At 46.4% G+C, this 13,923-nt stretch carries 19 protein-coding genes; 8 read left to right on the forward strand and 11 right to left on the reverse strand.

Going from position 1 to position 13,923, the window contains the following annotated elements; translation table 11 throughout:
- Positions 1-4 precede the first annotated feature (4 nt).
- Positions 5-1,090, reverse strand: a complete 1,086-nt coding sequence (locus BP71_RS05180; RefSeq protein WP_496377299.1) for a DUF922 domain-containing protein — start codon at positions 1,088-1,090, stop codon at positions 5-7.
- A gap of 71 nt (positions 1,091-1,161) precedes the next feature.
- Here BP71_RS05180 and BP71_RS05185 point away from each other — a divergent pair, with 71 nt between their 5' ends.
- Positions 1,162-1,641, forward strand: a complete 480-nt coding sequence (locus BP71_RS05185) for a deoxycytidylate deaminase (protein WP_496377301.1) — start codon at positions 1,162-1,164, stop codon at positions 1,639-1,641.
- 59 nt (positions 1,642-1,700) lie between these two features.
- Here BP71_RS05185 and BP71_RS05190 read toward each other — a convergent pair whose 3' ends face one another.
- Complete coding sequence (locus BP71_RS05190) at positions 1,701-2,216, reverse strand: FKBP-type peptidyl-prolyl cis-trans isomerase (protein WP_496377303.1); 516 nt, start codon at positions 2,214-2,216, stop codon at positions 1,701-1,703.
- A 97-nt stretch (positions 2,217-2,313) separates the two neighbouring features.
- Between BP71_RS05190 and BP71_RS05195 the strand changes: the two genes are divergently transcribed.
- From BP71_RS05195 to BP71_RS05205, 3 genes are read left to right on the forward strand one after another with little or no spacing between them, the layout of a single operon-like run.
- Positions 2,314-2,916, forward strand: coding sequence for an acyl carrier protein phosphodiesterase (locus BP71_RS05195; RefSeq protein WP_496377305.1), 603 nt, complete (start codon positions 2,314-2,316; stop codon positions 2,914-2,916).
- Positions 2,917-2,975: 59 nt separating this feature from the next.
- Complete coding sequence (gene holA, locus BP71_RS05200; protein WP_496377307.1) at positions 2,976-3,995, forward strand: DNA polymerase III subunit delta; 1,020 nt, start codon at positions 2,976-2,978, stop codon at positions 3,993-3,995.
- 54 nt (positions 3,996-4,049) lie between these two features.
- Positions 4,050-4,961 (forward strand): DNA-3-methyladenine glycosylase family protein, encoded by a 912-nt coding sequence (locus BP71_RS05205; protein ID WP_496377309.1) that lies wholly within the window; start codon positions 4,050-4,052, stop codon positions 4,959-4,961.
- Here the strand turns inward: BP71_RS05205 and BP71_RS05210 are convergent.
- The 3 genes from BP71_RS05210 to BP71_RS05220 form a co-directional block, all read right to left on the reverse strand.
- Positions 4,953-5,216, reverse strand: a complete 264-nt coding sequence (locus tag BP71_RS05210) for an Ada metal-binding domain-containing protein (protein ID WP_496377311.1) — start codon at positions 5,214-5,216, stop codon at positions 4,953-4,955. The genes BP71_RS05205 and BP71_RS05210 overlap by 9 nt on opposite strands.
- A 5-nt stretch (positions 5,217-5,221) precedes the next feature.
- Positions 5,222-5,923 carry a 2OG-Fe(II) oxygenase gene (locus BP71_RS05215; RefSeq protein ID WP_496377313.1) on the reverse strand — a complete coding sequence of 234 codons (702 nt, stop codon included), beginning with the start codon at positions 5,921-5,923 and terminating at the stop codon, positions 5,222-5,224.
- 150 nt (positions 5,924-6,073) lie between these two features.
- Positions 6,074-7,852, reverse strand: coding sequence for an ABC transporter ATP-binding protein (locus BP71_RS05220; RefSeq protein WP_496377315.1), 1,779 nt, complete (start codon positions 7,850-7,852; stop codon positions 6,074-6,076).
- Between the two features lie 338 nt (positions 7,853-8,190).
- Between BP71_RS05220 and BP71_RS05225 the strand changes: the two genes are divergently transcribed.
- From BP71_RS05225 to BP71_RS05240, 4 genes are read left to right on the forward strand one after another with little or no spacing between them, the layout of a single operon-like run.
- On the forward strand, positions 8,191-9,402 hold the full coding sequence (locus tag BP71_RS05225) for a phage integrase SAM-like domain-containing protein (protein WP_496377317.1): 1,212 nt from the start codon (positions 8,191-8,193) through the stop codon (positions 9,400-9,402).
- 20 nt (positions 9,403-9,422) lie between these two features.
- Complete coding sequence (locus BP71_RS05230) at positions 9,423-9,680, forward strand: helix-turn-helix domain-containing protein (RefSeq protein ID WP_496377319.1); 258 nt, start codon at positions 9,423-9,425, stop codon at positions 9,678-9,680.
- Positions 9,680-10,150, forward strand: a complete 471-nt coding sequence (locus tag BP71_RS05235; protein WP_496377321.1) for a hypothetical protein — start codon at positions 9,680-9,682, stop codon at positions 10,148-10,150. The genes BP71_RS05230 and BP71_RS05235 overlap by 1 nt, the downstream gene beginning before the upstream one ends.
- Positions 10,140-10,382, forward strand: coding sequence for a hypothetical protein (locus BP71_RS05240; protein WP_496377323.1), 243 nt, complete (start codon positions 10,140-10,142; stop codon positions 10,380-10,382). Before BP71_RS05235 ends, BP71_RS05240 begins: the two co-directional genes overlap by 11 nt.
- Here the strand turns inward: BP71_RS05240 and BP71_RS05245 are convergent.
- From BP71_RS05245 to ssb, 6 genes are all read right to left on the reverse strand, one after another.
- A complete protein-coding gene (locus BP71_RS05245; protein ID WP_496377325.1) occupies positions 10,348-11,238 on the reverse strand; it encodes an ArdC family protein in 891 nt (296 codons plus the stop codon). The two genes, BP71_RS05240 and BP71_RS05245, sit on opposite strands and share 35 nt — an antisense overlap.
- Positions 11,239-11,442: 204 nt before the next feature.
- A complete protein-coding gene (locus BP71_RS05250; protein WP_496377327.1) occupies positions 11,443-11,829 on the reverse strand; it encodes a DUF551 domain-containing protein in 387 nt (128 codons plus the stop codon).
- On the reverse strand, positions 11,826-12,143 hold the full coding sequence (locus BP71_RS05255) for a DUF968 domain-containing protein (protein WP_496377751.1): 318 nt from the start codon (positions 12,141-12,143) through the stop codon (positions 11,826-11,828). The genes BP71_RS05250 and BP71_RS05255 overlap by 4 nt, the downstream gene beginning before the upstream one ends.
- A 117-nt stretch (positions 12,144-12,260) precedes the next feature.
- The gene (locus BP71_RS05260) at positions 12,261-12,971 is read right to left on the reverse strand and encodes a hypothetical protein (RefSeq protein WP_496377329.1); all 711 of its coding nucleotides are present in this window, start codon (positions 12,969-12,971) and stop codon (positions 12,261-12,263) included.
- Positions 12,972-13,031: 60 nt separating this feature from the next.
- The gene (locus BP71_RS05265) at positions 13,032-13,454 is read right to left on the reverse strand and encodes a recombination protein NinB (protein ID WP_496377331.1); all 423 of its coding nucleotides are present in this window, start codon (positions 13,452-13,454) and stop codon (positions 13,032-13,034) included.
- Positions 13,451-13,921 carry a single-stranded DNA-binding protein gene (gene ssb, locus BP71_RS05270; RefSeq protein WP_496377333.1) on the reverse strand — a complete coding sequence of 157 codons (471 nt, stop codon included), beginning with the start codon at positions 13,919-13,921 and terminating at the stop codon, positions 13,451-13,453. The genes BP71_RS05265 and ssb overlap by 4 nt, the downstream gene beginning before the upstream one ends.
- Between the last annotated feature and the right edge of the window lie 2 nt (positions 13,922-13,923).

The raw sequence follows: 13,923 nt of genomic DNA on the forward strand, positions 1-13,923 counted from the left end.
GATACTATTGAACAGCATAGATCGCCTCTATTTGCCGCGCTATCTTCTGGTCCCACGCCGCCTGCATTGATGCATTCAGTCCATGACCGGTTTCTCCGTCATATTGCTCCTGATCGCGGTTCATTTCCCGGAAGGATTCCAGAAACTGGTATTGGATCTCGCTGTCGTAATCTTCAATCGTTAGTTCCGCCTTTCGCAGCCGCTCCTTGAACTTCTCTACCACCAGTCTGGTGATATCAAAATGGATCTGTTCGTGCCGTAAAGTGCCCGCATTGCGCGATTCAGGTCGGCCCCACGACATGCTTTTGACCATAAAGATCTTCAAGCCGATCTCCACGACGAGGTGGTCGTCTTTGGGATAGGAGCGGCCCTCGTAGCCGAAACTGGTGAAGACAGCCGCAGCATAACGGCTCCCGGGTTTGGCGCTCCTGACCTTGAAATCATCCCAGATTAACGGACGTTTGGGCGAGTAAAAGACAGTATCCTCGGAAGCTGCCGTGGTTATTTCCTTGAACGTCAGTACCAGGTTGCGGGCCAGTGCGGGATTCTTCCCGGCATTAGTGGTCATCCACTTATTAAAATGGCTCAATGCTTGGTCCACTAGCTGCTTGATCAGTTTGTCGTGTGTGAAAGCTGTTTCCGGACGGGTATAATTCGCGGCTGTCTGGTATCCGGTCAATTCCACGGGTTGCATATCCCGGTACCAGCGGAAGCTCACGTTCAATTTGACCTCGCCTGTAACGCGGTTGGGAGCCACACGCTTTTCGCTGACGGAAAGCTCTCTGACAGTGATGTATAGCGGTAGGAATGTCTGCTCTTTTTTTGGCGCAAGGAAAGACCAGTAAGCGAACAGCTCGTCTTCTGCTTTTCCTGCGAGCGTGACCGGTACCTCTTTTCCGAGCGCAATCACTTTTCCTAACGCGATGCCTGGCTGCGAACGTTTGTCTTCTACGTTCTGTATGAAGAACTTATAGGACTTAAAAAGCCCGGCCGGGTCTTTTGTGAGAGTGACAATCGCTCTGTCCTGCTGTGCGAGAAGCGGAGAATGGGTTACGATCAGCAAGAGAGCGAGCAAGATGCTTTTGGTCATACTTTTCAAACAGCGTTGAATCCATCCGCCATTTCCCTAAGTTTGTACCCGAATTTGGATTAACAAAGAGAATGACTTTATCTACAACGAATTTGCGGCCGGAATTTGATGAGATTTTTATGGACCTGGCAAAAAACCTTGCCAAGCGTTCCCATTGTATAAAAGCCCAGGTCGGTGCAGTGCTAACGAAGGATACCCGGATTATTTCGATCGGCTACAATGGCCCTCCGGCAGGGACGCATAACTGTGATGAAGAATTTCCGGGTGTGGGCTGCCCCCGCGACGCGAAGGGAAGCTGTTCGCTGGCATTGCATGCCGAGCAGAATGCCATTCTTTTTGCAGTCAAAAACGGCTCGAATATCGAAGGAGCGACGCTGTTTGTGACACTGGCGCCATGTATCGCTTGTGCAAGGGTGATTTATACGATGAAGATCAAAAAAGTGATCTTTCTCCATTCGTACGCTGCTTATAAAGGTATCGCGGTAGAAGAGGGCGTTGAGTTTCTTAGGCGTTTCGGTGTGGAGGTGGAGCAGTATGTGCCTGGTGAGTGAATGTCTGAATGATTGAATGAATTTCTATCCAAAATTCATTCAATCATTCAAAATTAACATCAATGATGATGAACACCGCCCGTGCCATGCACGTGTCCGTGGCTAATTTCGTCGGGAGTAGCAGCTCTTATGGAGAGGATTTTTCCTGAGAAATGCATTTCTTTTCCAGCCAGTGGGTGGTTGAAGTTCATGATCACTACGTCATCGCGGATCTCCACGATCTGACCGTGCAGCCTTTCGCCGTCCTCATTGGTCATAGGGATGATGTTACCCACCTGAAGAAGCTCCTCCTGGTTCACTTCATCGGTCTGGAATACGGCTTTGGGCAGGTCCACAACAGCCTCCTCGTCGTATTCGCCGTAACCTTCTTCGGGTGTGACGGTAAAATCAAATGCGTCTCCTGCGGACAAACCCTCGATCTGTGTCTCAAAGCCTTCGGGCAGACCGCTGATACCATGGATAAAGTACATCGGGTCGTTTTCGTTTACCACTTCCACAACGTCCGTTTCGCCATCGGAGTCGGGAATACTTAGGGTATATGTTAAGGCTACGACGCTATTTTTTTCGACTTTCATTTGCTAGTTTGATTAAAATAATGGTTGTTGTGAAAGAATTGTTCCCCGCAAGAGTACGGGAACAAACGTACGGCAATTTTGTCAAAATGTCATTTACATGAATTTTTTAGCACATATTTTGCTGTCTGGCGAGAATGAGGGTGTGATGATGGGAAATTATGTCGGTGATTTCATCAAGGGGCGTTTGACTGATGAAAAGACTGCAAACTGGAATCCCGATTACGTGATCGGGCTGAAATTGCATCGGTTTATTGATTCCTATACCGACAAGCACCCTGATGTGCTCGACGCGAAAGATGTGGCCGCCGTGACGCATGGAAAGTTGGCCGGAATTGTCATGGACATTTACTTCGATTATTTTCTGGCCAAAAACTTTCAGAAATATCATTCGGAACCTCTGTTTGTATACGCGCACCGGATGTATTCAGTAATCGAAAAAAATGAACATCTGATTCCCGAAACGATGGTGCCAATGGTGCGTTCGATGATCAGACAGGACTGGCTTACGACCTACGAGACCCTGGAAGGGATCGACACTACATTTCGACGGCTTTCACGCCGGGCAGATTTTCTGGCACCTATTTATGAGGCTGTCAGTGATTTGCGGACGAATGAGGCATTTTACTACGGCAAATTCATCTCTTTTTTTCCTGACCTGCGCAGCCATGCCGGGCAATTTATCTCAGAAAATGCCGCATAAATTCCGCACGGGCGGTAAATTTGCTTCCCGGCCCGATTCCGGCCGCAATCAGCAAATCCATGGCACAAACACCTGATATCATTCTTAAAGAAATCAAAGGCAAGAAGTTCAGACCACTCTATTTCCTGCATGGTGATGAGTCTTATTACATCGACGCCATTGCCGAGGAGCTGGAAAATAAGGTCGTACCGGAGTCCGAACGTGGGTTCAACCAGTTTGTATTGTATGGGAAGGATACCGACGTAGCAGGGGTTTTAAGCTATGCGCGGCGGTTTCCGTTTATGGCGGAACGTCAACTGGTGCTGGTTAAAGAAGCCCATAAGCTGACTGGTATAGAGCAAAAGGAGCAACAACAACGGCTGGAAGACTACGCATTAAACCCTGTTCCGAGCACTGTTTTGGTTTTCTGTTTTCATGCCAATGCGGACGAACGAAAATCGTATATCAAAGCCTGCAATACCCACGGCGTGGTCGTGCAGTCCAAAAAGATGTATGACAACAAGCTCCCGGACTGGGTAGCGGCATTTTGCCAGCACGAAGGGGTCAAAATCAGTCCCAAAGCTGTGCAAATGCTGGTGGATAATATAGGTAATGATTTGAAACGCTTGTCCAACGAGATCCGCAAGATCATGGTGAACCTGCGTGTGGACGAGGGGATCGACGCTTCGGCGATTGAAAGGTTTGTCGGGATCAGCAAGGAGTACAATGTATTTGAGTTCCAGAAAGCACTGATGCACCGCGACGTGATGAAAGCGAATCAGATTGCCACGTATTTTTCGGCCAATTCCAAAGATAATCCGCTGGCTCCGGTGCTGATCATTCTTTTCGGTTTTTTCTCCAAACTACTGCTGACACACGCCGCAAGGGACAAGTCGGAGAAAGGCCTCGCTGCGGAATTGGGGGTTAATCCCTATTTTGTAAAGGATTATCTGCTGGCAGCCCGAAACTATCCCATGCCGAAAGTGGCAAATATCATTCACTATCTGCGGGAATGCGACGGCCGGCTAAAGGGGCTGGATGGAGTGAGCACTCCTGAAGGAGAATTGCTTCGCGAGCTGGTTTTTAAAATAGTGCACTGAGGATTCGCAAGAAACAGGTTTGAATGGGATTGCCTTTTGGGGTAATTTTAATGCATGAATGATCATCCAAGGCTTCTCATCCCGCTTCCGCCACTTTTCAGCTTTCAGGAATGCCTGTGGTTCCTAAACCGCAATTATGACGATTGTTTGCATGCCATTGCTGACGGGGCCGTTAGTAAGGCAATACGTACACCGCAAGGCAATGTATTGTTTCGGGTTCGTGAAAGTGGCAGTTTCCTTCAGATCGACGTCATGAAGGGGGAAGCGGGCCGTGAAAGCCGTGATTTTATTGCAGCCTACGTGTCCGAATGGTTCGACATGGGGCGGGAGATTCAGCCTTTCTACAAGTTGTTAAGCCTCGATAACCGTCTGGATTATATGACGGAAGCTTTTAGCGGTTTACGGCTGATCGGTATCTCCGACCTCTTCGAGGCATTGTGCTGGTGCATAATTGGTCAGCAAATCAACCTTAAATTTGCTTATAAGTTAAAGCGCCGCTTGGTCGAGCGGTTTGGCGACACGATTGAATGCGGAGAGGAAGTCTTTCTGATTTTTCCGGAACCTGAAACGCTGGCCGAAGCCGATCCGGCCGAACTGAGGGCGATGCAATTTTCGGAAAAGAAAGCGCAATACCTGATCGGCATTGCTGCTGCATTTGCCGCGGGAACGTTGAGCCGGAGCTCCATCGCCGCATTACCCGATTTTCAATCCCAGCAAAAAGCATTGACAAGTCATAAAGGTATCGGTGTATGGACCGCCAACTATGCGCTCATGAAAACCTTGCGTACTCCGCAGGGCATTCCGCATGGGGATGTGGGCCTGTTGAATGCATTGTCGGCCCATGGCATCATCACCGACAGGAACGAAACGCAGAAGATCGATTCGTTTTTCAGTGGCTATGCTGGCTGGCAGAGTTATCTGGCCTTTTACCTCTGGAGAAGTCTGGCTGTCAAAGAACTAATTTGAGTTCTCTTTCCAGCGGAGGTAGGCACTGCGCATACAATGCCCGCAAGGACGGTACCCGTGGGAAAGCGCGTCGGCTTCGTCCGCGAAGAATACCCTGTTCTCCCGTTTCATTCGTCTTCCCGAAGCGCAGGACATCAAACCGTATATTTTTAATTTCCTGTTTCCGCCATAATGGATTTCGCCCGCATCGATCAGTTTTTTGAGTTTTCTGCTCGTTCCGAAAGAGCGGGGACCGATGTCGTTGTGAGAAATCATGGGCATCAGCTTAATGCGTCGTGAAAAATGATGCCGAGGGTATAGCGGTTCCCGGCAAGCACTTCACTTACGCCATGTTTCATGCTGACCCGGTAATAACCTTTACTTCCTTTTACCGGCCGGAAGCTGGTTGTGAAAAGCAAGATATCTCCTTTGCGCGGTTTCAGGACAGTCGCCTTGGATTGGGCACGCGGAACCTGCTCGGTTAAGACAAATTCCCCGCCGGTGTAATCGACATCAGGTTCGCTGAGAAAAATCACCATTTGAATAGGGAAGAAAACAGCACCATATAGGTCCTGGTGCAGTGTGTTGTGGCCGCCTTTTCCGTATTTCAATATCAAAACAGTGGGCTTAGTCTGGCCCGTCGCCTGACATAACATTTGAAAATCAGCTAAATCCGGCGGATAGCGGACCGCTTGTTTCAGTACCTCCATCCATTGGTTCGCTACGGCGGTGAGTTTGGGATAAACCTGCTCCCGAAGTGACTGGATAATCGGAGGAAGAGGGTATGACATGTATTTGTATTCGCCCAGCCCGAAGCGATAACGTTCCATGACAATGGTTTTTCTGTAAAGCGCCTGGTTGTCATATTGTTCGATCAGGTGGTCGCATTCTTCCGGGTTGAGGGCTTTTTCCAGAAGCGCAATTCCATTTAGATGAAGTTTTTCCTGAATGGTCGTCCAGTCAAGGTTCTCGATGTTGATCATGGTTATTAAGCGTTTGCAACTGATTTCAGAACCAAAAGTATCATGCTTGGAAGCACTGGCAAACCTGTTTCTTGCGGATATGACAAACGCCCGGCGTGTTGACCGGGCGTTTGCTTGACAAGATATTTGAGTAAATAGAACCTTAAATGCTCAGGCGGTGAGGATCGGCTCATCCTTCCGCTCCCCGATTTGTTGTCTCCACATGGCGTAGTACAGGCCTTTCTCATCCAGAAGCGTATGATGGTTTCCGGTTTCGACGATGCGGCCTTTTTCCAGAACATAAATACGGTCGGCATACATGATCGTTGAGAGGCGGTGAGCGATCATAACCGTAATATGCTGACGCTGGTCTGTAATGTCGCGGATCGTGTTTGAGATCTCTTCCTCCGTGAGCGAGTCCAGCGCGGACGTAGCTTCGTCGAAAATGATCAGGTGGGGGTGGCGCAGGAGCGCGCGCGCAATGGACAGACGCTGGCGTTCACCGCCAGAAAGTTTCAGGCCACCTTCGCCGATGACTGTATCGATGCCGTTCTCGGCCCTTGCCAGCAGGTTGTAGCAGGCGGCTTTCATAAGCACATCGCTGATCATTTCGTCGGTCGCATCGGGATTTACAAACAGGAGATTTTCCTTGATCGTACCGGAGAAGAGCTGCGTATCCTGCGTTACAAAGCCGATTTTGTTCCTGATCTCGTCGAAATCGATCTGTTTGCCATCGATGCCATTGTAAAATACATTGCCTTCAATGGGTTGGTAAAGTCCCACCAGTAGTTTTACCATGGTGGTTTTCCCTGACCCGGATGGTCCTACGAATGCGATGGTTTCGCCGCGTTTGACATCAAATGAAATATCCTCCAATGCCGGGCGCTTGGCCGACTGATGTTGAAATTTCACGTGATCGAACTGCAGTTGCTCGATTTCGCTGATTGCTTCCGGATTGGACGGTTTGTGCTCCACAGGCCGGGCCAGCAATGTCTGAAGGTTGGCAAGAGACGCCTCTGCTTCGCGGTAGGAGAGTATGACGTTGCCTAGTTCCTGTAATGGCCCAAAGATGAAGAATGAGTAGAACTGCATCATCATCATCTGACCTACGGTAATTCTGTCGCGGAAGACAAAGAAGAGCAATGCAAACATGATGCATTGTTGCAGGAAATTGACGAATGTTCCCTGAATGAAACTGACGGACCGAATACTTTTTACCTTTCTCAGTTCCAGTTTGAGGATCTTATAGGTAGTGGTGTTGAGCCGGCTGATCTCCTGCTGGGTGAGCCCCAGACTTTTGACCAGTTCGATGTTACGCAGGGATTCGGTCGTGGAGCCGGCCAGGGCCGTTGTTTCCTTGACAATGTTCTTCTGTATCGTTTTGATCTTACGGCTTAGCACACTCGTGAGGAATGCGAGCACGACCGAGCCTACCAGGTAGATCAGCGGCAGCATCGGGCTGAGTTTGAATGCGACGACCACCACGAAAACAATGCCGACCAGGGTGGCAAAGAGTACATTAACGAAGTTGGTGATGAATTTTTCGCAGTCGGCCCGGACTTTTTGCAGCACGGAGAGCGTCTCGCCTGATCGCTGGTCTTCGAAATCCTGGAAGGGAAGCCTCAGCGCATGCCGAAGGCCGTCGGTATAGAGGCTGGCGCCAAATTTCTGAATGACTACATTCACCAGATAATCCTGGAATGCCTTGGCAATACGGGAAACCATGGCGACGCCTATAATCATCAGCAGGCCCATGAGCACTCCTTTGAAAAATGCATCGTTCAGACCATTGTTACGGAATTCCGCGGCTTTGTTTGCGTAAGGGTCGATGAGGTAATTACCGAGGATATAAGGGTTGAGAAGGGAAAATACCTGGTTAATGGCGGCCATGACGAGTGCCAGGAATATGAGCCCTTTATACCTGGTCAGGTATTGGAATAACAATTTCATACAGTTGTGAGGTGATTGGGTGGTGTTACCAATTACTGTAAACCGAAACTCGCTGAATTTAATTCTCGTGCGGTCGCAAATAGGGGAAATAAAAAAGACATCCGTAGTGGATGTCTTTCGTGTAGCGGGGAGCAGGATCGAACTGCCGACCTTAGGGTTATGAATTCTATTCCAAATGGTTTACTGTGGTTTACCATGTATTACTATGGTGTTGAAGTGATTGAAATACAGTATGTTAAGATTTTGACTGATTCATAGTGATTCACAAAAAACCGCGAAATGTTTGATTGATGTTTGACTGAAATTTCCTAGATTTGTTTGACCCTAAACAAATTACTATGGCGACGACAATAAAAGTTGTGATTAGGAATGCGCCTAAGGCTGACGGCACTTTTCCGATTGCCCTGAGAATTACGAAAGACCGTAAATCATCTTACATCCACATTGGGCATAGCGTCCATGAGGATGACTGGGACGCGCTGTCTGGTAAAGTTAAAAAAACTCACCGAAATTCAGTGAGGCTGAACAACTTAATTAATCAGAAGCTGGCTGAAGCTAGTGATATGAGTTTGGAGCTGCAGGCCAAAAAGAAGGATGTATCTGCCAAGTTCGTCGCCAAGAAAATAAAACCTAAAAAGGGTGTGACTTTTTTCGCAGTTGCGAATGAATTTGTTGAAAACATGCGGAAAGAGGGTAAATATAACCGTGTTCCGACAGACCTTTCCCGGCTGAAAAACTTCAAAGAATTTCTTGGAACGGAGGACATTGACTTCTCTGAGATCACGGTTCCGCTGTTGAACAGGTTCAAAGCCTACCTGAAAGGTGACAGGAAAGTCACAGATCGCACAATTGTAAATCACCTTATACTTATTCGGACGGTCTACAATCAAGCGCTCTTGGCGGAAATAGCCGATCATAAAAACTATCCTTTTGGCAGGGGTAAAATTCAGATTAGGATTCCGCAGACTACCAAAATAGGACTTACTCAAAAAGAAGTGGAGGCAATTGAAAAGCTTAATCTGCCGGATGCAAATCATAACCACGCGCGAAATATTTTCCTGTTCTCTTACTATTTCGCAGGGGTAAGGATTTCCGACGTGCTTAGAATGAAATGGTCGGACTTCCAAAATGATCGTTTGTTTTATTCCATGGGAAAAAACGACAAACCCGGCTCATTGAAGGTTCCGGCGAAGGTGTCGAAGATACTTAGTCAATATAGAGGTGACGAGCAGGTTAATGATTTGATCTTCCCTGAGTTAAAGGTGGTTGAGGACATGAACGACCAATACACCGTTGAAAGGAAGATTTCTTACGGTGTTAAGAAATTGAATAAATATCTAAAAGAGGTGGCGAAGCTTGCGAAGATCGAAAAGCCAATGACTAACCATATCAGCCGTCATACTTTTGGAAATATTTCGGGAGATAAAATCAGCCCCCAAATGCTGCAAAAGCTTTACCGACACAGCAATCTTACTACGACGATAGGCTACCAAAACAACTTCATTCATAAAAATGCTGATGAAGCATTGGACGCAGTACTTGGTAATTAAATATTTTTTATCTTGGGTTCATGGCAATTTCCCTTGAAGATGAGGCATTTTACGAACTGGTCAACCGGCTTTTGAAAGAAGTCAGGAAAGATGCTGTAAGCCGAGACAAGTGGGTGGATGGTTATGCTGCGATGGAATACATGAAAATCACGAGCAAAACGACGCTGCAAAAGCTCAGGGATACGAATGCTATAAGATTCACACAGCCATTCCCGAAGCACATACTTTACGACCTGGACAGTATTGACGCTTATCTTTCTAAACACGCGAACAAATAATGGGAAAGCTTGACAAAATACTAGAAGGATTAAAGCAGTCCATTCGAGGCAATGACTTTCGGGACACTAAGAAGGATATTTCTAAGAAACAGCAGCAGCAGCAGCCAGATAAAGTCTCTCAGAAGGCAAAAGACCTATTCAACGAAAACGAAAAAGCCACCGAGAAGGAAAAAGCTCCCGAGAAAGAGCCTTATTTCGATAACGGAAGACCCAAGTTCACCGAAAGGGAAGTTCACGCTATGGAGCAGAGCGTAGAGAGGGCGAAGATTAAAAACCTAAACGACAAGCTGAAATACAATATTCATCAGGCCGACATGGAGGAAAGAAACTTCATTCGTGATAAGAAAAAGGCCGAGACTGAAAAGTTCGATGCATTTGTAGGCCGGACGCCAGAGGAGAGGAAAACAGCCAAGGAAAAGTTTGCAGCCGCCTTTAAGAAAAAAGATAAAGAAAATGATCATGAGCGATGAAAACGAGGATCTTCGGGTAAATCCTGAAATGGTCAGGGGGTACAATGACGGTTATTTGATTGAAAAGGCTGATTCCAAAAAAGCAAAGGAAGTCCTGACGGCAATCGAACGCCGAAAGGACTTAAACCTGAACAATTATACTATGGCCTTCAAAGCGGGTGCGAAAGAGGCCAAAAAAGAAAAATTTAAAGAGAGCTTCAAACCGGAGAACGAGAAAGATCACGAGAAGTAGGCTGTAACAACTTCATGAAATCCCCTGCCTTGGATGCTGCACTTGCAGCGGTGAAAATCGCCTTGTTATCTTTTTTGAGGATTTCCAGCCAATGGCCTATGTAGCTGGCATGATCTGGCTTTTCACCGTCTGTTATCTCCAATTCAGCACATAAAAACGCAGATGACAATTCTGCAATCAGCTCCTCAAACGCATAAGCATTATCACCGAAGCGCTTTCCAAATTGGCGATTGCACCGTTTTTCATGCCCTGTCCAATGGGATAGCTCGTGAAGCTTGGTGGAATAGTACGACTCAGTTGGGTTCTGCGAGTCAGTGCCAGTGAAGGCGAAAGTCGGCGGCAATTGAATATAATCTTGTGCCGTGTGGTAGAACGCACGATTTCCACCGTGTTTGACGATTGCACCTGTGTTATTAATAAAATCATCGGCCTTTTGAATGCGGGTTACAAAGTCAGTTTGTTCCCGGATTGCTTCCTGTTCAGCACTATAAGATTGCAGTTGGCATTGATTAAAAACAAACGACATTTTTAAAAATGGGATCTTCGTGACTTCGTCGTCTTTTTCTCTGACAATTGTATCGTAATACACAATCGGGCTTGCCTTCTCACCCTTACGGACAAACTCTTTTTTCTCTGCCCACTGTTTAAAGGTTGCAAATTTACTGCTCTGATAACCTTTTTCCTGCATGGTCAACCAACAGTAGGGGACATTCACACCACGGTATTGGTATCCGGTAACCCCATTTACAGGCATGGTCAAAGGAACGCCCTCTTTCCAGCCAGCTCGCCACGAGGGAACGCCTTGTTCGAGTTGTTCAATGATTCTGCCTGTGATCTGATCTTCAATTTTGGTCAATTACTGTCTCCCTCGAAGGTAACGGTGAATTTCGGTGCCCAGAACTTCCACCACTTACGGGGAGTGTAGCGGACTTTCAGGAAGGGGTTGAAGTATTCTCCTGTGTATGATTGATAAAATTCAAAATCACATATTTGGTTACAGTAAGATTGTTTCACAATAAGAACTTTGTGAGCACCCTTATCAGGTCTGTCTGCGTAGAATTTATCGGTCATTTGTTTTCTCCGGTGGGGTTGGTAGGGGCATCCAGTGGGTAGGCTCTGGAAGATCATCGACAAATGATTCGTCAGAATATATCCAACCTTGCCAATCATCGCACTTAAAGTAATTTATCACTATCGGAAACTTATAAGCTAGATCATGAGCTAGAATGAATGTTCCGTCTTTCGGCGCGTTTTCAATCGGTTGCCATTCCATGAGTAAGGCCCGATTTGATAGATTACTACATGTTCTATCTAGGGCCGCCAATCCAGTATGAGCTAAAATCTGGCTTCCACGGGCGTTTTCAAATCTTTTAGCATAGTGTTTTAAGGATTCCTCAATTACCTTCAGATCGAATTTAAGATCATCAAGCATTTTATTGTCACTCATAGAAATCTCCTCATTATCATGTCATAGGGTGTGTCGTAATCGTCGTTTAGGTAGCATTCGTAGAATTGATCTGCAATGCCCATGGCGTCTGTAATGCCGTAATTGGACAGAAAAAGAATTTCATCGCCGGCACGGTGGAGAGCATCGTGGATGTGCCAGTCAAGGGGTATTGATAGCCTGTCGGGGCTTTTGAGAGCTGTGCCACGTAAACCGGTGTCGAGCAAGTGGTGAGCAGTAACTGCGCCCATCTTTCCGGTGCAAAGGCAGGGGAGGGTACGAAGGAATTTAAGAAACCCTTCGTCACCCTGTTTCACTTTCTTTTTCTTCGCAGGTTTTGGGAATGCTAAGGGCAAGGGAATAACCCCCAGTGGCTTATTGAGATATAGATTTGACCGTCAAGATCTTGCATTATGATTGCCCCTCAAAATAACTCATGATGCAATCCTTTTCATCATAATTTCTCCTATTTCCTCTTTGTCGGGGAATTCGTAAATTACCTCTGAAGCGATCATAAACTTGTTTTCCTCAGTCAAGAACATCTGTGTAAAAACAATATCACCGCCAATCCCGACTTGCTCATTTAAAGGCATTTTACTGTCTTTTTGCTTCTGAATTGTTATCGCAGTTTTGATGTACTCTTTATGCTTAGCACTGTCCGGTAAAGAATTTTCGATCTCCTCATGCAGCTTGTCGAATAGTGGTTGCAGAACGAATGATACCCCGTCTATCTGAGAATTACTTTTAATTTCAGTCCAGACGTTTTCAGTGTCTCTTTCACTTATTCGGCAGTGACTTCCTCTAAAAACTCCAAGAGTCTCATCAAAGCCATATACAAATAACCTACCGCCAAAACGTTGATTGTCAAAATCCATGAATTTTTTCAGTTCTCCAATATCAGCCTGCAATAAGCCATTCAAATCTTTTCCTATTATGAAGCGGTTTACAAATTCATAGAACTTAAATCCTAATATTTGGTATCCTGTGCAAGCGAACGCAGATTTTAGATGTGGAAGGTGGTAAACCTTTGTTGTGAAAAGCAGTGGCTCAAGACATTTATCACCCTCTCGGTAAGGATGACACGCAAGAGTATCTGTACCAATTGCAACGAATTCATCATACAACATTCCCACGAAAGCACTCATATTAATTTTTTTTGAGGTGGTTTAATTGTCAGAAACATAATCATTTTCTTTCACTGATCATTATTTACTCCAAATCAGGTCGTCCGGGTGGGGTAGGATTATTCCTTCTCCAATTGCCCATTCTTCAATTTTGTTCAGGTATTCGGTAAATTGGTTCGTATTCAAGCCTCTTGTAGATCGGGGACATGGTATTAATTGGCCTGTTTTAAGGTCAGGTACTTCAATCGGTTCCAGAAACATTATCGCCATAGCATAATGCCACTTGTCTCGCGTCATGACAATTCCCTGTGGTCTAGCCATAGATATAACTTCGATCCATTTCCAATACAGTGAGTTTTGGGCTGTGCTACGCTGTTTGGAATATTTTTCAATCGTAACCGTCCACTTCGGATTGTCCTGATCCTTTGGCAACCCGGCTATGAGTTTTACCGCATAGTCGGATTGCTGGGTTGAACGCAGGATGATGGTTTTGCTTTCGGTCACTTATGAAATTCGCCATTGTTCCAGTCAGGTAAATCATCGTCAAGATCGTCTGCAAAACCTGATGGCTCGTTTTGCGCCTTAAAGTAGGCCGCACCATTATCCGATTGTTGGGCATCCGGCTTGCTATCCAATAGGGTGATTTCTCCCTTGTATGGTCTGAGGACAACTTCGGTTGTATAACGGTCTTTGCCTTCGGCATCTGTCCATTTACGTGTTTCCAGTTGACCCTCGATATAAAGCTTTGAGCCTTTCTTGATAAACCGCTCAACAATACCCACCAGTGCATCATTAGTTACTGAGATGTTGTGCCACTCAGTGCGTTCCTTTCGTTCGCCAGTCGCTTTATCTTTCCATGATTCGCTTGTTGCAATCGTAAAGCTTGCGAAACGTGAGCCGGATTGTGCTGTTCGGATTTCAGGGTCTTTGCCGACATTGCCGACGATGATTGCTTTGTTTACTGATGCCACGG

The sequence above is a fragment of the Dyadobacter ginsengisoli DSM 21015 genome (assembly GCF_059568735.1).